This window comes from Nocardia pseudovaccinii NBRC 100343, assembly GCF_001613225.1.
In the GTDB taxonomy this organism is placed as follows: Bacteria; Actinomycetota; Actinomycetes; order Mycobacteriales; family Mycobacteriaceae; genus Nocardia; species Nocardia pseudovaccinii.
In genome coordinates, this window is the sequence record NZ_BDBY01000033.1 from 18164 (window position 1) to 40972 (window position 22809).

At 64.7% G+C, this 22809-nt stretch carries 16 protein-coding genes and 2 pseudogenes; 10 read left to right on the forward strand and 8 right to left on the reverse strand.

Features of this window, described 5'->3' with window-relative positions; genetic code table 11:
• Positions 1 to 57: 57 nt before the first annotated feature.
• Positions 58 to 1614 (reverse strand): histidine ammonia-lyase, encoded by a 1557-nt coding sequence (gene hutH / locus NP3_RS03830; protein WP_063037802.1) that lies wholly within the window; start codon positions 1612 to 1614, stop codon positions 58 to 60.
• Positions 1615 to 1700: 86 nt separating this feature from the next.
• On the opposite strand from hutH, the gene NP3_RS03835 reads away from it, so the two are divergent.
• Positions 1701 to 2483, forward strand: coding sequence for an IclR family transcriptional regulator (locus NP3_RS03835; RefSeq protein ID WP_063037804.1), 783 nt, complete (start codon positions 1701 to 1703; stop codon positions 2481 to 2483).
• Between the two features lie 176 nt (positions 2484 to 2659).
• The gene (locus NP3_RS03840) at positions 2660 to 3982 is read left to right on the forward strand and encodes a family 1 glycosylhydrolase (protein ID WP_063037806.1); all 1323 of its coding nucleotides are present in this window, start codon (positions 2660 to 2662) and stop codon (positions 3980 to 3982) included.
• A gap of 85 nt (positions 3983 to 4067) precedes the next feature.
• On the opposite strand, the gene NP3_RS03845 is transcribed toward NP3_RS03840, so the two are convergent.
• The 5 genes from NP3_RS03845 to NP3_RS03870 all read right to left on the reverse strand — a co-directional run bounded on the left by NP3_RS03845 (position 4068) and on the right by NP3_RS03870 (position 8711).
• Entirely contained in the window at positions 4068 to 4745 is a 678-nt protein-coding gene (locus NP3_RS03845) for a YoaK family protein (protein WP_063037808.1), read from the reverse strand.
• A gap of 42 nt (positions 4746 to 4787) precedes the next feature.
• On the reverse strand, positions 4788 to 4973 hold the full coding sequence (gene dmpI / locus NP3_RS03850) for a 4-oxalocrotonate tautomerase DmpI (RefSeq protein ID WP_063037810.1): 186 nt from the start codon (positions 4971 to 4973) through the stop codon (positions 4788 to 4790).
• Positions 4974 to 5047: 74 nt separating this feature from the next.
• Positions 5048 to 5932 carry a LysR family transcriptional regulator gene (locus tag NP3_RS03855; RefSeq protein WP_307676527.1) on the reverse strand — a complete coding sequence of 295 codons (885 nt, stop codon included), beginning with the start codon at positions 5930 to 5932 and terminating at the stop codon, positions 5048 to 5050.
• Between the two features lie 185 nt (positions 5933 to 6117).
• Positions 6118 to 6822, reverse strand: a complete 705-nt coding sequence (locus tag NP3_RS03860) for a DUF8020 domain-containing protein (protein ID WP_063037812.1) — start codon at positions 6820 to 6822, stop codon at positions 6118 to 6120.
• Between the two features lie 359 nt (positions 6823 to 7181).
• On the reverse strand, positions 7182 to 8711 hold the full coding sequence (locus NP3_RS03870; protein ID WP_245720799.1) for a phytoene desaturase family protein: 1530 nt from the start codon (positions 8709 to 8711) through the stop codon (positions 7182 to 7184).
• Between the two features lie 172 nt (positions 8712 to 8883).
• On the opposite strand from NP3_RS03870, the pseudogene NP3_RS03875 reads away from it, so the two are divergent.
• The 3 genes and pseudogenes from NP3_RS03875 to NP3_RS46430 all read left to right on the forward strand — a co-directional run bounded on the left by NP3_RS03875 (position 8884) and on the right by NP3_RS46430 (position 14107).
• A pseudogene (locus tag NP3_RS03875) lies at positions 8884 to 10433 on the forward strand (amino acid permease).
• Between the two features lie 43 nt (positions 10434 to 10476).
• Positions 10477 to 12861, forward strand: coding sequence for a response regulator (locus tag NP3_RS03880; RefSeq protein WP_063037818.1), 2385 nt, complete (start codon positions 10477 to 10479; stop codon positions 12859 to 12861).
• An 85-nt stretch (positions 12862 to 12946) separates the two neighbouring features.
• On the forward strand, positions 12947 to 14107 hold the full coding sequence (locus NP3_RS46430) for a glycoside hydrolase family 19 protein (protein WP_063037820.1): 1161 nt from the start codon (positions 12947 to 12949) through the stop codon (positions 14105 to 14107).
• Between the two features lie 80 nt (positions 14108 to 14187).
• Here NP3_RS46430 and NP3_RS03890 read toward each other — a convergent pair whose 3' ends face one another.
• Together NP3_RS03890 and NP3_RS03895 are read right to left on the reverse strand one after the other, a co-directional pair.
• A complete protein-coding gene (locus tag NP3_RS03890) occupies positions 14188 to 14802 on the reverse strand; it encodes a dihydrofolate reductase family protein (RefSeq protein ID WP_063037822.1) in 615 nt (204 codons plus the stop codon).
• An 83-nt stretch (positions 14803 to 14885) separates the two neighbouring features.
• Positions 14886 to 16082 (reverse strand): annotated as a pseudogene (locus NP3_RS03895) (PucR family transcriptional regulator); the annotation flags it as partial.
• A 143-nt stretch (positions 16083 to 16225) separates the two neighbouring features.
• Between NP3_RS03895 and pruA the strand changes: the two are divergent.
• The 5 genes from pruA to NP3_RS03920 form a co-directional block, all read left to right on the forward strand.
• Complete coding sequence (gene pruA / locus NP3_RS03900; RefSeq protein ID WP_063037824.1) at positions 16226 to 17872, forward strand: L-glutamate gamma-semialdehyde dehydrogenase; 1647 nt, start codon at positions 16226 to 16228, stop codon at positions 17870 to 17872.
• On the forward strand, positions 17872 to 18831 hold the full coding sequence (locus NP3_RS03905; RefSeq protein ID WP_063037826.1) for a proline dehydrogenase family protein: 960 nt from the start codon (positions 17872 to 17874) through the stop codon (positions 18829 to 18831). The genes pruA and NP3_RS03905 overlap by 1 nt, the downstream gene beginning before the upstream one ends.
• Before the next feature lie 165 nt (positions 18832 to 18996).
• A complete protein-coding gene (locus NP3_RS03910; protein WP_063037828.1) occupies positions 18997 to 20430 on the forward strand; it encodes an amino acid permease in 1434 nt (477 codons plus the stop codon).
• A gap of 196 nt (positions 20431 to 20626) precedes the next feature.
• Positions 20627 to 21427, forward strand: a complete 801-nt coding sequence (locus NP3_RS03915) for an NAD-dependent epimerase/dehydratase family protein (protein ID WP_063037830.1) — start codon at positions 20627 to 20629, stop codon at positions 21425 to 21427.
• Between the two features lie 131 nt (positions 21428 to 21558).
• On the forward strand, positions 21559 to 22809 hold a 1251-nt coding region (locus NP3_RS03920; RefSeq protein ID WP_063037832.1), incomplete at its 3' end, for a sugar porter family MFS transporter.

Below are 22809 nucleotides of genomic sequence, written 5' to 3' on the forward strand. Positions count from 1 at the left end.
GCGCGAGCCTGATTCGCTATGCGGGAGCCGGATTGCTTCGGGTGTTGTCAAGGGAGCTCACTTTCCTGAGGTGCCGAGGTGGGGTGTGACCGCGCCCAGCAGTTCGCCGGAGCGGATAAGTTCCGTTGCGGCAGCGATTTCCGGGGCGAGGTGTCGGTCCGGTCCCGGGCCGTCGACCTTCGTGCGAAGCAGCGCGCGGGCCGCCGCGGTTGCCGGGCCCGGACACAGCGGTGCTCGCAAGTCCAATGCCCTTGCGGCCGTGAGATATTCGATGGCGAGCACGGTAGCCAGACCGTCGACCGCCCTGCGCAGTTTGCGCGCGGCCGACCAGCCCATCGACACATGGTCTTCCTGCATCGCGCTGCTCGGAATCGAATCCACCGACGCGGGCATCGCGAGGCGCTTCAGCTCACTGACGATTCCCGCCTGGGTGTACTGCGCGATCATGTGACCGGAATCGACCCCCGGATCGGCCGCGAGGAAGGCCGGAAGACCGTGCGAGCGTGCGACGTCCAGCATCCGGTCGGTGCGCCGCTCGGCCATGCTCGCGACATCGGCGACCGGAATGGCCAAGAAGTCCAGGACATACGCCACCGGAGCACCATGGAAGTTGCCGTTGGATTCCAGCCTGCCATCGGCGAGCACGACGGGATTGTCGATCGCCGAGGCCATTTCGCGCTCGGCGACCAGTTCGGCGTGCGCGAGGGTGTCGCGGGCGGCTCCGTGCACCTGCGGTGCGCAACGCAACGAATACGCGTCCTGCACCCGGTTGCAGTCCGGCCCCCGGTGGCTGGCAACGATTTCCGATCCCGCGAGCGCGTCCGCCATACGCCGTGCCGAGAGGGCTTGTCCCGGATGCGGTCGCAGCGCCTGTAGATCATCGGCGAAGACCCGGTCGGTGCCGAGCAATGCCTCCACGCTCATGGCGGCGGTGATATCGGCGACGTCGAGCAGTTGGCGCAGGTCATTGATCGCGAGCGCGAGCATGCCGAGCATGCCGTCGGTGCCGTTGGTGAGCGCGAGCCCTTCCTTCTCGGCAAGGGTCACCGGCTTGATTCCCTTGGCGTGCAGGGCTTCTGCCGCCAGAACCACGTTTCCAGCGGAGTCCGTGACCTCGCCCTCCCCCATCAGAGCCAATGCGACCGCGGCCAGTGGCGCGAGATCGCCGGAGCAGCCGAGCGATCCGAACTCGTGCACCACCGGCGTCATGCCCGCATTGATCAAGGCAGCCAAAGTGAGCGCCGTCTCCGGCCGCACACCGGTATGTCCGGTGGCCAGCGTGCGCAGCCGCAGCAACATCATGGCGCGCACCACCTCGGTCTCGACCGCGGCACCCGCGCCCGCGGCATGCGAGCGGATCAGCGACCGCTGCAGCGCCGCCCGGCTCTCCGGCGGAATGTGCCGGGTGGCCAGTGCACCGAAGCCGGTGGAGACGCCGTAGGTCGGGACCGTGCCCGCCGCCAGCGCGTCGACATGCTGACGCGCGTAGGTCAGCCGCTTCTCGGCGGCCTCGCTGAATCGAACTTCCGCGCCGTCGCGGGCAACGGCGACGATGCGTTCGACGGTCAGCGGCCCGTCCAGCTCCACGGGCGGTAACTGCGTGGTTTCCGGCATAGGCCCATTCCACCGCCACGGAGGCGGGTGGAGAATGAGGCTGGGCCAGGTTCTGTCTGGTATCCGAGACAATCCGAGGAAGTGGCATGGGAACGAGCAGCGACATCCCGGCGCTGCGGCGCGGCTTGGCCGTGCTGCAGCTGATGGCGACCCGGGCCGGACCGGTCTCCGCATCCACGATCGCGCGCGAGCTCGACATCCCCCGCTCGACCACCTATCACCTACTGGCGGAGTTGGAGCAGGCCCGCTTCGTCACCCGGCTGCCCGCCGAACGGCGCTACGGCCTCGGTATCGCCGCCTTCGAACTCGGCTCGGCCTATCTGCGTCACGATCCGCTGGAGCGGGTGGCCGGACCATTGCTGCGCGAGTTGGCCGGACGGGTCGGGCACAACGCGCACCTCGGGGTCCTGCACGGCAATGAACTGCTGTATCTGATCAAAGAACGCCCAGCGCGTCCCGAAACGCTGGTGACCGATGTCGGCGTCCGCCTGCCCGCACAGCTGACCGCGTCGGGGCGGGCGATCCTGGCGCACCTACCCGCCGCCCATGTGCGTGCGCTGTTCCCGTCGGCGGCAGCCTTCGTACGCCGCACCGATCGCGGGCCGACCAGCCTCGCGGCGCTGCGCACCATCCTTCCCGCCGAGCGTCGGCGCGGCTGGGCGAGCGAGGACGGACATGTCACCGCCGGATTCGCCTCGGTCGCCTATCCGGCGTTCGATCACGACCATCGGCCGATCGCGGCGATCAGCGTGACGCTGCGGCACCACTGCGAGCAGATCCCCTGTGCCGCCGATTGGTCCGGTCTCGCCGCTCAGGTGCGGTCCACCGCGGACGATCTCACTCGCCGCATCGGCGGACGGGTGAGCTGACGAAGCGAACAGATAGCAATCGCGCCGAACTCCCAGGTGTTCCGATTCCATTCGCGACACACCGACGGGCTGCTCAGATGTCAGCAATCACACAGTTACGCTGACGGATCACTTACCGGGCATTGCCCCGCCGGGGTGACGCACGACCAACAGTGCCGGATGGGGACAGGAGCACGATGCGAACACCGATGCGCCGCCGCGCCCTGGCCGGGCTCGCGATCATCGCGAGCACGCTACTGCTGCCGAGCCTCGCCATGCCGACCGCACAGGCCACCGTCGCACCGTTCGGCCGGGAATTCCTCTGGGGCGTCGCATCATCGGGCTTCCAATCCGAAGGCCGTGCGCCGGACAGCAATTGGACCCGCTATATCGAAACCGGCAAGGCCGGGGACGACTACGAGAATTCGGTCGACTTCTACAAGCGCTACATCTCCGATATCAACCTGGCCGCACATCTCGGGGTCCGGGTGTATCGGATCGGGATCGAATGGGCGCGGGTACAGCCGCAACCCGATACCTGGGACGACGCGGCATTCGGCTTCTACGACAACGTGATCGCGCGCATCCTCGCCGCCGGTATGCGGCCGATGCTCACCCTGGATCATTGGGTGTATCCCGGCTGGGCCGCCGATCGCGGCGGCTGGCGCAATCCGGGCATGGTCGAGGATTGGCTGGCCAATATGCGAAAAGTGGTGAAACGCTATGCCTCTCGCAACCCACTGTGGGTCACCTTCAACGAGCCCGCCGCCTACATCGGCACCGAACTGCGCATAGGTGCGATCACACCGGACGAGGCGCCCGCGATGCTGGATCGAATCGCCGAGGCGCACAACGCAATCTATGACACCATCCATCAGAACCTGCCCGACGCACAGGTCACCAGCAATCTCGGCTATGTCGCAGGCGCCGAGACCGAGGTGAATCAGCCGATTGTGGACCGGATCGCCGATAAGCTCGACTTCATCGGCGTCGACTACTATTTCGCGCCCCTGCCGGAAACGAACAAAGCGGTCCAGGGTGGTGCGAACGAGGGTCCGGCGATCTGGGAACTCCCGATTCACACCGAGGGCATCTACTACGCACTGCGCCATTACACGCAGTTGTTTCCCGACCGCCCACTGTATGTCGTGGAGAACGGCATGCCTACCGAGGACGGCAAACCGCGCGCCGACGGCTACACCCGCTCCGACCACCTCCGCGACACCGTCTACTGGCTCCAGCGCGCCAAGTCCGACGGCATGAATGTCGTCGGCTACAACTACTGGAGCCTGACCGACAACTACGAATGGGGCAGCTACACACCACGTTTCGGCCTCTACACCGTCGACGTCCGCACCGACCCCACCCTGGCCCGCAAACCCACCGACGCAGTCGACGCCTACCGCGGCATCATCCAATCCGGCGGCGTCCCCACCAGCTACCGCCCGACCCGCCCACCGGCCGAATGCGGCTTGGTCGACCCACCCGACAGCTGCGACGAAACCGTCGCCGTTCCCTAGATGCTGGATCGGGGTTCGCCCGAGCCGGATTCGAACGACTGATCAGCCTGCCGTCGCCGAATTCCGCCGTCGACGCGACAGATGGCTATTCGTCCAGCATCGGTTGAGCGTCATCATGCCACGAGCGGGTGTACGCGAGACTCGCCGCCGATGCGATCAGGGCGGCGGGGATGACGAAACCCCAATGGACACTTATGGAATAGAGTGCGACAGCGGCGGCGGCGCCGAGAATGACGGCGGCGATTCGGGCAATGGCCAGCGGGTCGACCCGGCGGTTCGCGGCGAGGTCGCTGACCAGGCCGGTGAACGTGCTTGTCATGTAGGTGGTCGGCGATCCGCGATCAATAACGAGAACTGCGGCGGACTGGACGCCCATGGCCAGTGCCGCCACGGCCAGCAGGACGATACGGATGGCACCGAGCGCATCGGCGAATACGGCAACAACGACCACCAACGCCGCCTCACCCGCGAGGCAGTGGCGGATGCGTGCGGTGCGCTGCATCCCCGGTATTGCGCGACACCAGCGCGCGGCCACCGCCACACCGATGAGATAGGCAACGAGCACAGTGAGCGGCGGTGTCAGTTCGATGCCGGATAACCCGACGGCGGCGCCCAGCAGCACCAGATTGCCGGTCAGGATGCTGGCGAATACCTTGCCGAGTTCGGTGAAGACCAGGGCGTCGGTTGCGCCCGCACCCGCGGATAGCAACACCAGGACCACCGGCCCGACCGGTAGCCAGCGCAAGTCATGCGTGATCGGCATGACCGCGACGGTATCGGTCGGGCTTCGGCATCCTGCGGTCGGCTATTTCTTGTCGGCGGTCAGCTGTCCGGCCGCGCCCCAGCTGTCGGCGGGGGTCTCGTGGATCCACACCTGTACGGTTTCGGCCGAAATCTGGTACGCGTCGACGAAGGCGTCGGTGATCCGGCGGACCAGATCCCGCTCGAGTTCGACGGTGCGCGGACCCTGCTGGACGGTGACGATGGGCATGACTGATCTCCTGAATGAAAAGGGGTGGGACAGGCCATATCCGGGGGGATTCCGGCTTGTCTGGCGGCCTGTTATCAGTTCACCCGAAGGAACAGCATCGACCAAGGGCCAGTTCGTTCGCACAGCGATAACGAATGCTCATTGTTCGCGGTTACTCGCCAGAAGGTCGCGCAACAGCGTCGAGCTCGGCGAATCGGTCCGGCTCGCAGGGCTACGGCAATCGGCAGGCTCAGCCCGCCGTCGCCGGACGGACGGAAGGCCACTCGCGGATTGTGCACCTGGTCGGCATTGGCCGCGTAGATCACCGTCCACATCGCGGCACCGGTGCCGATCGCGGCCAAATTGTCCTGCAGCGTGGTGGCGGTCGGGGCCGGAACAGGCTCGAAACCCGCACGTTGACAAGACATCAGCACCAGATCCACCAGCGCCGGACGATTGCGCCGCTCGGTCATCCGCAGTGGCACCGAGGCCAGATCGGCCAATCGCACTGTCTCGTGTGCGGCCAGCGGATGCCGGGCCGGGAGCACCGCGACGAGCCGGTCGTCCCAGGCGCGCAGATACTCCAGCTCTGGAGTGTCGTCGGCGGTCGGTGCACGCACGAAGGCCGCGTCCAATCGTCCGTCGGCCACCTGCGCCAACCGCTCGCGCACCGGCAGCGTGACCAACTCGATCCGCACCTGCGGAAGACGCTCGGCAAAGGCATCCAGGATGGCATCCAGCCGCGCGCCGAGACCGGTGACCGTGCCGAGCCGGAAGACCTCGGCCCGCGCCCCCGCCACATCGGCCACCGATGCCCGCGCCTGATCGGCCGCGATCAGCACACCGCGCGCCGCGGGCAGAAACCGTTGCCCAGCCTCCGTCAGCCGCACTCGCCGCGGCGACCGATCCAGCAGCTGAACCTTCAATTCCCGCTCGAGCCGCTGCATCTGCTGACTCACCGCTGGTTGCGCGATATGCAGTCATTCGGCCGCGCGCCCGAAGTGCAGTTCCTCGGCCACGGTGACGAAATAGCGCAATTGGCGCAGCTCCATGGCGCGGGCCCCGCTAGGTAGCGGTCGTTGTCGATCCATGAAACCAACTTCGGAACCGACAGAAAAAATCGGCGGGCGCTCGGTGCGAGCGCCCGCCGATCGGTGTGCCGGGTTTACTTCGGTGCCGTGAAGGGCTGGTTGATCGTAGTGAAGTACTGGATCGCGGCGGCGATGGCGACCGGGGCCGTGACGAAGATCTGTCCGGCCAGGGTGCCGAGCGCGCCGACGGCGATGATGCCGCCGATGCAGCCGACCGCGGCGGCGGGGAGGAAGGGACCGAACAGGCCGACAATGGTGGCCGCGGCGACAGTGGCGCCCGCGATGCCACCCAGGACGCAGCCGACGGCGCCGCCGCCGAGACCGCCGACCAGGGTGCCGATGGTGGCGCCCATGGCGATGGTGTCCTTCATACGGTTGAACGCGGCTTGCTCACGGTCGTATTCGGACTTCCACGGCGCCTTGTCCTCGTACGGCAGCGCGACCGGCTTGTACACGGCGTGGGCCATATCGAACTGCGGCGTCAGCGTCGCGGTGTGATCCTGGATATCGGCCGCGATCGGGAAGACGTAATCGTCCACCCGGAAGGACAGATCGGTGCCCGCGAGGGTGGTGCCGTCGACGGCCTTGATCTTGAAGACGCCGTTCTCGTCGACCAGCGAACCGGCATCGGTCTTGATGATGGTCGAGGACGGGGTCGTGGTGGCCGTGTAGTTCACGACGCCGCTATCGGTTTCGGGAGCGGCATTGACGGTCCCGGCCGTGACACCGAGCGCCGCGATCACCAGGGCCGAGGTCGCGGCGAATTTCCTCATCAACATGCTTTGGTTCCTAACGGGGTGGACTGCGGAAGCAGCCCAATAAAAACCGCTGCATGCAAACGGTTCGTGACCTAATCGTTAATGTTTGCTCATCGATTGCCACCAAATAATGCCGAAGTCGATCACGATGAGACCTACACCACATCGACCGGATTCATTTACCCCATCGCCATCCAACGGACACCCGATGCGGGAAACCCGAACGCCGCAATCGGATTCCATCATGCGCCGACACAAATCAGCCAGCGAAATCCGCAACAACACATCCAGCTTCGGACGCCCCGCACAAAACAGTAATGCGATATCGGGATGACACAATCCCAAACGTGACGCCCCCCATATTGGCGACCAACGCGTAGTCAGCGCGTTTCGAGAACTGCCATGGCGGCATTGTGGCCGGGGATGCCGCTGACACCGCCGCCGCGAATCGCGCCCGCACCGCAGATGAAGACGTTGGGCACGTCCGTAGCCACACCCCAGCGAGCCGCCGGAGTATCGGCTGCGCCGGAGCGATAGGGGAAGGCCAGGTCTCGGTGGAAGATATGCCCGCCGGGGAGGGCCACCTCACGTTCCAGGTCTACCGGCGACTTGGCCTCGATACAGGGTGCACCATCTTCGTCGAGTGCGAGACAACCGATAAGCGGTTCGGCGAGTACCGCATCCAGTTGGGCCAGTGCGGCTTTCACCGCCATCGCCTTCGCCGCCTCCGGATCGGACTCGAAAAGCCTTGCCGGAGTGTGTAATCCGAACAGCGTGAGGGTGTGCAGATCGGAGCCGGGCGCGAGAATCGAGGGATCGGTCAGGGTGTGACAGTAGATCTCCGACGGCACGGCCGACGGGATCCGTCCGCCGGACGCCTCGCGATATGCCTGCTCCAGTTGCGAATATGATTCGGCGATATGAAAAGTCCCGGCGAATGCCTCGCGCGGATCTGTCGAAACGTCGCGCAACCGAGGTAACCGCCGCAGCACCATATTCACTTTCAGTTGGGCGCCTTCGGGTTTCGGCTCCTCCGGTATGCCGAGCAGCTGCGCGAGCTCATGCGGTGCCGCATTGACGAGCACATGCCGGGCGCGGATCACACCGTCCGCATAGCGCACTTCGGCGGTGAAATCGTCGGATTCGACCTCGGTCACGGCACAGCCGGTGATCAGCTCGGCACCGGCGGTGCGAACCGCGTCGGCGAGTGCGTCAGTCAGCGCGCCCATACCGCCGATCGGTACATCCCAGTCGCCGGTGCCGCCACCGATCACGTGGTAGAGGAAGCACCGGTTCTGCCGCAGTTCAGGATCGTGCGCATGGGTGAAGGTCCCGATGAGCGCGTCGGTGAGCACGACCCCGCGCACGGTGTCGTCGGCAAAGGTGGACTCGACCGTCTCCCCCAGCGGCCGCTCGAACAGCGCCGACCAGATGGCGGGATCGTCGACAACCCGCTCGAGCTCCGACCGCGTCGGCAACGGTTGCGTCAGCGTCGGAAACACCCGCTGCGCGAGCCGCCCGGTCGCGCCGTAGAACTCCTGCCACGCCCGGAAATCCCGGTCCGATCCGGTGAGCCGCACGAAGCTGTCCCTGGTCCTGGCCTCGGAACCGGTATCGACCAGCAGTCCACCGTCCCCGACCGGCGTATACGACGAGATCCGCCGACGCCGCGTCGCGAACCGCAGCCCGAGTTCCTCGACGATCTGCCGCGGCAGCAGGCTCACCAGATACGAATACCGCGACAATCGCGCATCGACGCCCGGGAACACCCGCGCCGAAACCGCGGCCCCACCGGTGTGCTCCTGCCGCTCCAGCACCAGCACCGACCGCCCGGCTCGCGCCAGGTATGCGGCGGCCACCAGCCCATTGTGACCACCACCGACCACCACCACGTCATAGGAGGAGCGCATCGGTCGCATCCGTCCTGCCTACCACGGATTCCGCGGAGCCAATCTCCGAATGTGCGATTGCCGAGAGATTACGGCCCGGTTTCCATATTTCCCTGCGATTGACCAGCACTCACTTCACACTTAGCTTCTGGCAAACGCTGTATGAGGGCGGCGTTTTCACCCGGGAGCGATCATGACCGAAGCCACCACACCATCCGATGACGAACGGCGCCTGGCCGAACTCGGCTACAAACAGGAATTGGCGAGATCCTGGTCCGGGTTCTCCAACTTCGCCATCAGCTTCACCATCGTGTCCATCCTGACCGGCGGATTGGCCAGTTATGGCATCGGTCTGGCCAACGGCGGCCCGATCACCATGGCGTGGGGCTGGCCGCTGGTCTCGGTCATGGTGTTGTTCGTGGGCCTGGCGATGGCCGAATTGGCCTCGGCCTACCCGACTTCCGGCGGTCTGTACTGGTGGGCATCCGAATTGGGCGGGCCGGTCTGGGGCTGGTTCACCGGTGGTTCAACCTGATCGGCCAGATCGCGGTGACCGCCGCCATCGACTACGGCGCGGCCATCTTCACCACCGCGGTGCTCAATGTGATCGGCATCGATATCGGAACCGACCGCACCGCAATCTTTTTGGTCTTCACGGCGATCCTGATCCTGCACGCCGTACTGAATGCGATCGGCCCGCATCTGTCCGCGGTCATCAACAATATCTCGGCCTGGTGGCATGTCGGCGGGGTGGCGATCTTCGTCGTGGTACTCGGGTTCGGCGCGAGCCACCATCAGAGCGTCGGCTTCGTCTTCACCGAAACCGTCGACAACAGCGCGGTCGGCTTCGGCGGGGTGGCGTTCAGCTTTCTACTCGGGCTGCTGCACGCGCAGTACACATTCACCGGCTACGACGCATCGGCACACATGTCGGAGGAGACCCACGATGCCGCGCGCACAGCGGCCAAGGGCATCATCAACACCATTGTCGTCTCGGCCGTCGCCGGTTATCTGCTCATCATGGCGGTGACCTTCGCGATTCCGAATCTCGACGATGCGCTCGATCCGACGAAAAACAAGGGCTACCCCGTGATCTACATCCTGGAGAACTCGCTGAATTCGTTCTGGTCCGGGCTGCTGCTGATCATCGCCGCGGTCGCGCAGCTGTTCTGCGGCTACGCCTCGGTCACCTCGGCCTCACGGATGCTGTTCGCCTTCTCCCGTGACGGCGCGGTGCCGGGATCGGCCTACTGGTCGCGACTTTCGGCCCGCAAGGTGCCGGTGCACGCGGTGCTGTTCATCTCGTTCTTCTCCTTCGTCCTGCTGATCCCGTCGATGCTGGTGCCCGCGGAGAACGCGCCGACCGCATACGCGGCGGCCACCTCCGTCGCCACCATCGGCCTCTATATCGCCTACGGCATCCCTATCCTGCTGCGCCAACTGCACGGCGGCCGATTCCACACCGGCCCTTGGCAACTCGGCCCCTGGTATCGCCCCGTCGGCATCATCGCCCTGATCTGGATCGTGCTGATCAGCCTGCTGTTCATCCTGCCGACCGATGACCGCGGCTATCCGTGGAACAGCGAATTCACTTGGAACACCGTCAATTACGCACCGATCACCCTGGTCGGCGTGGTGGGCACGATCGGCGTCTGGTGGCTCGCGTCGGCCAGACACTGGTTCACCGGACCCAGGCGAACGGTCGTCGAGACCGGTGAGTCCGAGGCGCCGGTACAGGCCTGACCTGCTCATATCGGTGGCCGCACGTTCGGGATAGAGTCGACGTGTGTCCGTGGAGATCGATTTCCGCGCCGTTTTCGAGTCCGCACCAGGTCTGTACCTGGTACTCGACGCCGACCTGTGCATCGTCGCGGTGACCGACGCATATGCCACCGCGACGATGACCGAACGACAGGACCTCCTCGGCAAGCACATTTTCAAGGCATTTCCGGACAATCCGGATGATTCGTCGGCAGAAGGTGTCCGTAACCTGCGGGTATCGCTGGAACGGGTGCTGCGGAACCGGGTCATCGATGCGATGCCGGTTCAGCGCTACGACATCCGCAAGCCCGACGGCACCTTCGAACCGCGATTCTGGAGTCCGACCAACTCCCCGGTCCTCGGTGCCGACGGCGAGCTGCGCTATGTCATCCACCGCGTCGAGGATGTCACCGATTTCATCCGGCTCGAAGCATCCGACGCGGCGAAACGAGAGGAAACGGCCGCGCTGCGGGCTTCGAGCCAGGAGATGGAACAGGAGGTGTTCGCCCGAGCCCGTGATGTCGCCGAAACCAGCAGGCAGCTCAAGGAGGCCAATATCGAGCTGACTCAGTTGTACGCGCGCGCGAAGGAACTCGACGAACTGAAGAGCCAGTTCGTCGCCAATATCAGCCACGAGCTGCGAACCCCGCTCATGTTGATCTTGGCGCCGACCCAGAAGTTGCTCGACCGGTGCACGCCCGCCGACCGCGACGACCTCGAGCTGATCCTGCGCAATGCGCGCATACTGCAGCGTCAGATTGATGATCTGCTCGACGCCTCGAAGCTGGAGTCGGGCGCCATACGACCCGATTACGCCTGGATCGATGTCACCGAGCAGGTGCGGCTCGGCTCGGCCTTCTTCGAGTCCATGGCGGTCGACCGCGGCATCCGCCTGGCCGTCGACGCGCCGCAGCCCGTCCCCGCCGCACTCGATCCCGAGCACCTGCAGCGCATTCTGCTGAATCTGCTGTCCAACGCCTTCAAATTCGTCCCCGAAGGCGGCATTATCCGCTGCACCGTACGCCCTGCCGATGACGATGTGATCATCGAGATCGCCGATAGCGGCCCAGGCATACCGGCGTCGTATCGCACCGCGGTCTTGGAGCGGTTCCGTCAGGTCGATGGCGCGGCGACCCGCGCGGTGGGCGGCACGGGTTTGGGCCTCAGCATCGTCCGTGACCTGGTGCGCTTGCAGCGTGGTGACATCACTATCGCCGACGCACCGGAGGGCGGCGCGATGATCGTGATCGAGCTGCCGCGAGCCGCCCCACCGGGCACCCCGGTCCGCCGCTCGGCCACCGAGCCCACACCGACTCGCGCAGGTTACGCCGCCGACGCGCTGATTGCCGAGCTGACGCCCGAGAGCCGCGAACGCACCACATACGCGGATACCGGATCGGATGAGTCGGAACCGAAACCGTCGGTCATTGTCGTCGAGGACAATGCCGACCTCAACGCACTGATTCGGGAGGCGCTCTCCGAGTCCTATCGGGTCATCGCCGCCGACAACGGTGGCACGGGACTGCGGCTGGCCCGAGCACACAAGCCGGATCTGATCGTGTGCGACCTCATGATGCCGGGCATGAGCGGCGACGAACTTCTGCACGAGGTCCGCGCCGACCACGAGTTGCGCAACACCCCGGTACTCATCGTCAGCGCACGCGCAGACGAGCAGTCGCGGCTGGATCTGCTGCGTGCCGGGGCCAACGACTATCTGCGGAAACCTTTCGAGGTCACCGAACTCCGAGCACGGGTGGACAATCTGGTCGACCTCCGGCTGGCCGAGAAACGACTGCGGGCCTTGCGGATCATCCACGAACGCGACCGCATCGCCCACGAACTGCACCGCACGGTGATCGATCAACTGTTCGGCATCGGGATGCGATTGAGCGGGATCCGTCCCTTGGCCCGTGTGCCCGCCGTCGCCGACCGCATCGACGACGCGGTCCAAGAACTCGACGCCGTCATCGATCACATCCGCGACACCGTCGCGGAACTCGCCTCGGACCTCGAAATCGAGACCCCATTCCGCACGGAGGTCATGGAACTCGCCAGCGAGGCCGCCGAGGCGCTCGGCGCACAGTCCCAAGTCGGCTTCGCCGGACCGGTCAACGACCTCGATCCGGCTCTCACATCCGCTGCGCTCGAAGTCGTGGAACGGGTACTGCAGACAATGCGCCAGCGTGCGGTCGCCGAGGACATCCGGGTAAACGTCATCCTCGACGACCGCCAATTCGCCATCGTCATGCACGAAATCACGTGGACACCAACCGATCTCGCGATGGCGGAGCACGAGCCCGAACCGTTGTCGGAAACACTTGTCGGCTATGGCGCAGACCTGACAGTCACTACGCCCATACCCACCGAAACCGCTTGGTCCCTGACGATCCCGCGCACCGGCAGGTGCTGACCGAGTAGCGCGATCAGCGTGCAACGCCCACCGCTGGGGAGTCGAGATGCGAAAGCGCCCAACCGACTGTGCGAGAATTCCGCGGATGGGCTCCCAGTACGACCCCATCTCCGGTGATCCTTGGGCGGGAGCGCAATACGGACTGCTACCGCCGAAAGGACAAAAGCCGACCGTATCGCCGATAGTGGCGGGCGCACGCGCGCAGATCGACAAGCTCGCCGCGCCGCCGGGTGTTTCGGAGACTGTCCGACGCGCAGTCGAATTCGCTCGAACCGCATTTCGATTGATGGTCGATCAGCTCGGCACCGGAAACCCCTCCGATATTCCGGATCTGACGGCGTTGCTCGATGCGGCGAACCTCTACGACGTGGCCAACAAATCCGTGGTGACCGCGCATTACAACACGAAATCTGCAGAATTGTCGGAGCTGACCGCGGGTTTGAAAGAGCGGGATGCCGAGCTCTCCGGCAAAGTTGGGGATGTCGCGGGCGATAACGCGAAGATGGCCAAGGAGATCCGCGACGAGGCGCAAATGCTGGGGCTGGTACTGCAAGCGGCCTCGCTGGCGGTCTCCGCACGATCGGGCAGGTTGACAGCGAGTGAGGAAAAGTCGCTGTTGACCGACATTGTCACGAGAGTCCTGCATGTGGAGAAGGACTTCGTCGACATCATCGGAACCAACTCGGAACGGGCCGGGCAGATGAGCCCCGTGACCTTGGCACAACTCGAAAAGATCTTCCCCCACACCCCCGAGTCCACGCTGAAAAAATACCTCCCCTACCTCGATCAGGCGATGCGTGACTACGGGATCGATACGCCCAAACGTGCGGCCGCTTTCCTTGCGCAGGTCGGAGTGGAGACCGACAATCTGAAGACCCTCGAAGAATACGGTGACAAGGCCTATTTCGAGAGGAACTACGGGACACGCAAAGACCTCGGAAACGAGCAGTCGGGTGACGGCGCCATCTTTCACGGCCGAGGCGCGCTGCAACTGACCGGGCGTGCCAACTACCGGAAGGCAAGCGACGCCCTCGAGGTCGATTTCGTCAAAAACCCCGACCTGGCCGAAGACCCGAAGTACGCCTTCGCTACTGCTGGATGGTATTGGGATTCCAAGGATTTGAACGAAGATGCGGATAAATCGGACATCGACGCGATCACGCATACGATCAACGGCGGAAGCAACGGAAGCGCAGAGCGCAACGAGAATTACAGCCGCGCACGCAAGGTCCTCGACGCGGAATGATCGAAGCGAAGACCATAGTTCCGCGGTTGCGACGCCCGAGTGGCATATGCCCACAGGGGCATATGCCACTCGACGTCTTTCTAATCCTCTTGGGGCAGGAACTGTTTCGCGTACTCGTACTCTTCGGTACCTTCGGCCGCCGCCTTGGCGTACACCAGATGGACGACGCCGGTTTCGAAAGTATTGGACGAAAGCAGTTGCAGCGGAAGCGCAGCGCCGGTCTCCTCGAACAATCGCAGGCCCTTGCGCACCGCGATCGGGTGCACCAGCAGGTGCAGCTCGTCCAAGAGCCCGACCTCGAGCAGTTGGCGGACAACCGATACCGATCCGCTGATGCCGATGGGTGCGTCGCCGGGCTCATCCTTCAGCGCCGCGACGGCCTCCGCCAGATCACCTTTCAGCACTTCGGAATTGCGCCAGGTGAAGGTGAGATCCTGATGCGTGACCACGATCTTGCGCGCGTCGCCGAGCTTCTTTGCCATCTCGGCGTCCACATCGCCCGCGGCCTCCCGCTCCGGCCATGCCCCGGCGAAACCCTCGTAGGTCTTGCGGCCCAGCAGCAGCGTATCGGCCGCGCCGAGCTGACTGTCGACGGCCGTGGCCATCTCCTCGTTGAAGTACGGGAAGTGCCAATCCTGGGGGTTCTCGACGACGCCGTCGAGTGCGATGAACAGTCCGGCGGTGATTTTCCGCATCGGTATCTCCTTGGTCGGTTATTGATGCCGTGTCACCAGATCAGACGGACCGAAGCCGGAAAAATCATCGCTCGCGTGCGCGCCTATTCGGGCGCTCGGCGACGCAGGGCGAGTTGGAGTTCGAGCAGCAGGCGATCGGCGGGATCGGTCAGGTCCATCCCGAGGATGTCCTCGACCCGGCGGATCCGGTATCGCAGGGTATTCGGATGCACCTGCAGCGCCGTCGCGGCATTGCGCACATCGCCGTGTTCACGCAGATACGTCTCGACGCTCTCGCACAGATTCGCGGAATGCTTGCGGTCGTAGTCCAGCAACTTGCGCAGGCGCGGATCGTGCAGTTCCGGCCGTGTGCCGACGAGGTCGAGGATTTCGCCGAGCAGTACCGCGGTGCGCGATTCGGCCAGCGTGGTCACCCGGCCGCGCGGATAGGTCGCGGCCGTGCTGTCGAGGACCCGGTCCACCTCGGAGCGCGCGCCCGCGACATGGGCCAGATCCGGTATGGGACAGGCGATGGCGGCGCGCAATTCGAATTCGGCTTCGAGCTGTTCGACCAGCTGACGTGTCCACGCCGTCACGGCATGCGCCGAACGGTATTGCGGCAGTAGCACATACACCCGATCACCGAGGATGGTCGTCACCGAATCGCCGCGAAATGAGCTGGCGCGCAATCGAAGCATATTGCCGAAGGCGGCGGGCGACTTCACACCGGGCGCGACCGCGAAGCCGACCACCGCGGCCGGACCGGTCAGCGACAGATTCAACGCACTCGCCACGGCGGGCACATCGGCGGTGCCACCACCCGTTCCGAACAGCCGCTGAATCAGCAGCGCCTCGGTGGACGGCGCGTCCAGACTGCGCGAAATCAGCCGGGCGGCAATGGCCGACGCACCGCGCAGGATCTCCGCGGCATCCGGTTTGAACGGCCGGTCGCCCTGCTGCAACCAGATCGAGCCGAGCACCCGCGGCGCACTCCCCTCGGACTGCTCGCGAATGCTCACCACGAGGCGGCGCTTGATGTCCAGCTCCTCGTGCGCCGGTATGTCGATGACATCGTCGGTACCGCGCAGCCGATCGAACACCCCCCACGTGCGCAGCACCCGCAGATAATCGCGCGGCCCCTCCCGGCCGAGGATCGAAAGCACCCGCAGCTGGTCGGCCGCCTGATCCGAGGCCGAATACGCGAGCACATGCGATTGCGGGTCCTCGATGGACACCATCCCGCCCGCATTCTGGGCGACCATCTGCGCCAATCCGAACAGGTCCAGGTCCGCGGCCACCAACTCACCCTCGCTAGCCACGACCACTGCCCACTTTCATACGACTCGCCAATCCGGTCATCCCATCTTTGTCCGCTTGTCCGATTCTGCGGGCTGTTTTGCCGTGTTGACTTCGGCTCACCGTCATATACCAGCAAGGAGGACTCATGGACGCCATCGTGTCCACGCCACGCCCGGCCAACGAGCCGGTCGGCACCTTCGCACCGGGCAGCGCCGAACGCGCACGACTGCGGGCGAAACTGAGCGAACTCGCCGCGACGCCGACCGAGATCCACCATGTCATCGGCGGCGAGCACCGACGCACCTCGGGTAAGAGCATCGACGTCGTGCAGCCGCACAATCATGCCGCCGTACTCGGCACCCTCACCACCGCCGAGGCCGGCGATGTCGCGGATGCGATCGCCGCCGCCTCCGCCGCCGCACCCGGCTGGCGGGCGCTGTCCTTCGAGGATCGCGCCGCGATCTTCCTGCGCGCCGCCGATCTGCTGTCCGGTCCGTGGCGCGAAACCATTGCCGCCGCAACCATGTTGGGGCAATCCAAGACCGCCTACCAGGCCGAGATCGACGCACCGTGCGAACTGGTCGACTTCTGGCGCTTCAATGTCCATTTCGCCCGGCAGATCCTGGCCGACCAGCCGATCTCGACCCCGGGTGTATGGAACAAGGTCGAGTATCGCCCACTCGAGGGCTTCGTCTACGCGATCACCCCGTTCAACTTCACCGCGATCGCGGGCAATCTGCCGACCGCGCCCGCCCTGATGGGCAATACGGTCCTGTGGAAGCCGTCGCCCACCCAGGCGGTGGCCGCGTATTGGACGATGAAACTGCTGGAGGCCGCGGGTCTACCGCCCGGTGTCATCAATATGGTGCACGGCGCGGGTCCGAAGATCTCCGATGTCGCGCTGACCGATCGACGGCTGGCGGGCATTCACTTCACCGGTTCGACCGCGACTTTCCAGCATCTGTGGCGTTCGGTGGCGATGAATATCGCCGACTACAACACCTATCCGCGGCTGGTCGGTGAAACCGGCGGTAAGGATTTCGTGCTGGCGCACAGCTCGGCGGATCCGGATGTACTGACCACCGCGCTGATCCGCGGCGCGTTCGACTATCAGGGCCAGAAGTGCTCGGCCGCCTCGCGCGCGTTCGTCCCGAAGTCGGTGTGGGCAAAGATGGGCCGCGATCTCATCGATAAGGTCGGTGCGCTGAGCTACGGCGATGTCACCGATTTCGCGAACTTCGGCGGCGCGGTCATCGACCAGCGTGCCTTCGATCGCAATGCCGATGCCATCGCCCGCGCCAAGGCCACCTCGGGTTTGACCATCGCGGCGGGCGGACATACCGACGACACCGTCGGATATTTCGTCGACCCGACCATCCTGCTCGGCGACGACCCCACTGACGAGGCATTCAGTACCGAATACTTCGGCCCGATTCTCGCGATCCACGTCTACGACGATTCGATCGCCGGATCCTTCGAGGCGGCACTCGAACTGGTCGACGGCGGTTCGGCCTACGGCCTGACCGGCGCGATCATCGCCGACGACCGCAATGCCGTGGCCGAGGCGACCGAGACTCTGCGATTCACCGCTGGCAACTTCTACATCAACGACAAGCCCACCGGCGCGGTCGTCGGTCAACAGCCCTTCGGCGGATCTCGGGCGTCGGGCACCAATGACAAGGCAGGCTCGCCGCAGAATCTGTTGCGCTGGACCTCCGCCCGCACCATCAAGGAGACCTTCGTCCCGCCGACCGAGCACACCTATCCGCACCAGGCACCCGAGGAGATCTGATGGCCATTTCCGGTCTGCTTCGCCCCGCCATGCTGGCCGCCTCGCGCTCGCCGCGCATGGAGCGCACCGTCACCCGCATGTCGACCACCAAGAAGCTGGTGGATCGCTTCGTCGCCGGTGAATCCGAGCCGAATGCGGTTGCGGCCGTGGAGAATCTGCTGAGTTCGGGTCGCTACATCACCGTCGACTATCTCGGCGAGGACACCACCGATATCGAGCAGGCGCGCAATACGGTGACGCACTATCTGTCGTTGCTGTCGTTACTCACGTTGCTCCGCGATTCCGGAGGCGTTGGGCCGCTGGAGGTTTCGCTCAAGCTCTCGGCGCTGGGACAGTCTCTGCCCGCGGACGGTCACGCGATCGCTCACGAGCACGCACACCAGATATGCACTGCCGCAGCGGATGCGGGCGTGCTGGTCACCATCGACGCCGAGGATCACACGACCACCGATTCGACTCTGTCGATCGTGCGGGAGTTGCGCGCCGACTTCCCGTCGCTCGGTACCGTCCTACAGGCCTATCTGCGGCGCACCGAGGCCGACTGCCGATACTTTTCCGGTCCCGGCTCGCGAATTCGCCTGTGCAAGGGCGCATATCGCGAACCGGCGTCGGTGGCGTATCAGAGCCGAGCCGAGGTCGACCAGTCCTATCTGGACTGTCTGCGGGTGCTGATGAACGGTAACGGCTATCCGATGGTCGCCACCCACGATCCGGCACTCATCGAGGCCGCCGAGGTGTTCGCCACAGCAACCCGCCGCGGCTCCGACGATTTCGAGTTCCAGATGCTCTACGGCATCCGCGACGCCGAACAGCGCCGACTCGTCCGCGAAGAGCGGCACGTTCGGGTCTATGTGCCCTACGGCGATCAGTGGTACGGCTACTTCATGCGCCGACTCGCCGAACGCCCGGCCAATGTGGCGTTCTTCCTGCGCTCGCTGCGACCGGGCAGCCAGCGCTGATCCCCAGCTCGGCGGCCTTGTCTGTGCAGTCGGACAAGGCCGCCGAAGTTTATTTATCCAACTCGCCGATCACAGCGCGTTTGTGGTCCGATTAGCTGAGTGCTGCTCAGAATGTGATCTGCGTTACTGCACTGTCGGGTATCGCAGAGGACGAAAGGAAGACCCATGTCCCTCGCGGAGTTGCGCAGCCAGATGTTGCGCCGCAAACCCCTCGAGCAGATCGAGGAGGAGACCGGGCCCGCGGACGAGCAACTGAAGCGCTCACTCGGACTGTGGCAGCTCACGGCGATCGGCGTCGGCGGCATCATCGGCGCGGGCATATTCGCCCTGGCCGGTTCGGTCGCGCATTCCGTCACGGGCCCGGCGGTGCTCATCTCGTTCCTGATCGCCGGTGTCGCCAGCGCCTGCGCGGCACTGTGCTACGCGGAATTCGCCGGGATGGTGCCGAAGGCCGGATCCGCCTACACCTACGGCTATGTCTCCCTCGGCGAGATCGCGGGCTGGTTCATCGGCTGGGATCTGCTGCTGGAGTACATCGCGGTGGCGGCGGTGGTCGCGATCGGGGTCTCCGGATACTTCAAATTCCTACTGGGACAAGTCGATATCACGCTGCCCGATTGGATGATGGGCGCGCACGGCACCGGCGAGGGCCACGTGATCGACGTCTTCGCGGTGCTGTTCTGTCTGGGCACCGCGTGGTTGCTCTCGCGCGGCATCAAGAGCGTCGGCCGCTTCGAGACAGTTGCCGTCGGCATCAAGGTCGCCCTGGTCGTACTGATCATCGTGCTCGGTGTCTTCCACATCGACAGCTCCAACTACACCCCGTATTTCCCGTTCGGCGTTGGCGCGGTGTGGACCGGTGCGGCAACGGTCTTCTTCGCCGTCTTCGGCTACGACGCGATGAGTACCGCCGCTGAGGAATCCGTCGACGGCAAGAAGCATCTGCCCAAGGCGATCATCTACTCGCTGGCCATCGCGATGGTGCTGTACGTGCTGGCAACGCTCGTGCTGACCGGGATGCAGAAGTACACCGAAATCAGCCCGACCAGCGGTTTCTCCACTGCTTTCGAATCGGTCGGCATGCCGGGCGTAGCGAATGTCATCGCGATCGGCGCCATCGTCGGCATTGTCACCGTGGTGCTCACCTTCATGCTCGGGGTGACCCGAGTGTGGTTCGCGATGAGCCGCGACGGGCTGCTGCCGGAGTGGTTCGCCAAGACGCATCCGGTCCGCAAGGTGCCGACGCGGGTGACCTGGATCGTCGGCATCGGATCCGCGACCATGGCCGGACTGCTCGATATCACCGTGGTCGCCGAGCTGACGAATATCGGCATTCTGATGGCCTTCATCGTGGTCTCCGTCGCGGTCATGGTGCTGCGCCGCACCCGACCCGATCAGCCGCGCGCGTTCAAGTTGCCGCTCATGCCGGTCGTGCCGCTGGTCGGCATCGGCTTCTCGATCTACCTGATCTGGTCGCTGCCGTGGGAGACGTGGCTGCGCTTCGCGGTGTGGCTGGTGATCGGCCTCGCGGTGTACTTCGGGTACTCGCGGATGCATTCCAAGCTGGAGCGCGACGGGGACGTCTCGCTGGTGAAGTAGGCGATCGACCGATGCCGCTACGGCATCGGTCGATACAGAAACGGTCTTGGACACGCATCAATCCAGCGCAATACCCTTCTGACACGTTCGAGCGGAAGTGACCTACCCCACACTTCCGCTCGCACACAGGAGGACAAATGTGCGAAACCAGCATTTCTGTCGGCATTTCCGGCTATATGAGCGAGACCGATGCCGCATGAATGATCACCGAATTCTCATTACCGGCGCTGGCGGCGGAATCGGCACGCTCATCCGGCCCCGCCTACGGCGTCCCGATCGCGTTCTGCGGCTATTGGATCTGGCCGGGCTCTCCGCGCCTTTCCCAGGTGAACGGGTCGAACTCGTCACCGGATCGCTGACCGATCCGGCCACCATGGCCGCGGCCTGCCGGGATGTGGATGCGATCATCCATCTCGGCGGGATCAGCCGAGAAGACAGCTGGGACAACGTGCTCGCCGTCAATATCGATGGCACGCATACGGTTCTGGAAGCGGCGCGGCAGGCCGGTGTGCCGCGGGTCGTGCTCGCCTCGAGCAATCATGCCGTGGGATTCCGCGCCGTGGGCGATGACCCGATTCCCGGTGACGCCTCACCCCGGCCCGATACCTATTACGGTGTCAGCAAAGTGGCCGTCGAGGCGCTCGGCAGTCTCTACCACTCCCGCTTCGGCATGGATGTGATCTGCATCCGGATCGGCTCGTGTTTCGAGCGCCCCCATGATGCGCGCGGGCTGTCGATGTGGTTGTCCCCCGATGATTGCGCGCGACTCTTCGAGGCCTGCCTGGCCGCCGAGCGTCCCGGCTACCGGGTGATCTGGGGCGTCTCCCGCAATACCCGCGCGGTCGTATCTCTGGCCGAGGCCGCAGAACTCGGCTACCACAGCCTGGATGACGCCGAACAGTTCGCCGCCGATATTGCGGCTGTCGGCGATCCCGGCCCGTGGCTTATCGGTGGTCCGTTCGTGGAAACGCCACTCGGCAAACCGAATCCGCTCTGACCGCCGCCGAAAACGCATCACCCGATACCCAGACGGAATCGTCTTTCTCCGAACTTCGCACCATCGGCATGTGACGCTGATGGCACTTTGCTCCACCGCGAAAGAAGTGCAGCACAATGCAATTCAAAACAATGACGACGGCACCGAAATCGGCGCTCGCGTCCAATGTCAAATTTCTCTATTTCTTCGGCGCTCTCGGCGGCATTCTCTTCGGTTACGACCTCGGGGTCATCTCCGGTGTGCTGTTGTTCATCAAGAAGTCCTGGCATCTGTCCTCGGTGACACAGGGTGTGATCGGTGGCTGTCTGGCCGCCGGTGCGGTGATCGGCGCGGCCATTGCCGGACGGATCACCGATCGGCTGGGACGGCGGCGAACCATCATGTCGGCGGCCGCGGTTTTCGCGGTCGGCGCACTTGGCTGCGCGCTCGCGCCCAATGTGACGGCGCTGGTGATCGCCCGTTTCATTACCGGTATCGCGGTGGGGTGTTCGTCGGCGACGGTGCCCACCTACCTGTCCGAACTGGCCCCGACCAGGGCACGCGGTGCATTGTCGACGTTGAACCAGCTGATGATCGTCTCGGGCATCCTGATCGCCTACATCGTGGACTGGGCACTGTCCGGCAGCGGTAACTGGCGCATGATGTTCGCGGTCGCGGCGATTCCCGCTGTGGCACTGCTGGCGGGCATGTCGGTGCTGCCGGAGACGCCGCGCTGGCTTGTCCATGCCGGACGTGAGGAGGAAGCGCGCGCCGTGCTGGCGGGTACCCATCGCGCCGATGAGATCGAATCCGAGATCAGCAGCATTCGTTCGGTCATTCGATTGGATGAGCGGCAGAAGGGGCGGCTGCGCGATCTGTTGGCACCGTGGGCGCGGCCCGCTTTGGTGGTGGCGCTTATTCTGGCTGTCGGACAACAGTTCTCGGGCGTCAATGCCGTGAATGTGTACGCGCCGACCATGTTCAAGGACCTCGGCTTCGGAAATTCGACATCACTGCTGGCGTCCATTGTGCTCGGTGCGATCAAGGTCGCATTCACCGCCTGGGTGATCTTCGTCGTGGACCGTTGGGGCCGAAAGCCTTTGCTGCTGCTCGGCAATGTGTGTATGGCCTCGTCCCTGTTCCTGCTCGGCGCCATCGTGCTCGGCGTGCACAATCACACCATTACCGGCCTCACCACGCTGATTCTGCTCAATGTCTATCTCGCGGGTTACGAATTGGGTTGGGGCGCGGTGGTGTGGGTGATGATGGCGGAGATCTTCCCGCTGCGGGTGCGTGGTGTCGGCATGGGCGTCGGCAGTGTCGTGCTGTGGAGTTCGACCTTCGCCATCACCTTCCTGTTCCCGGTGATGAACGATCATCTCGGACTGGGCTATTCGGCCTGG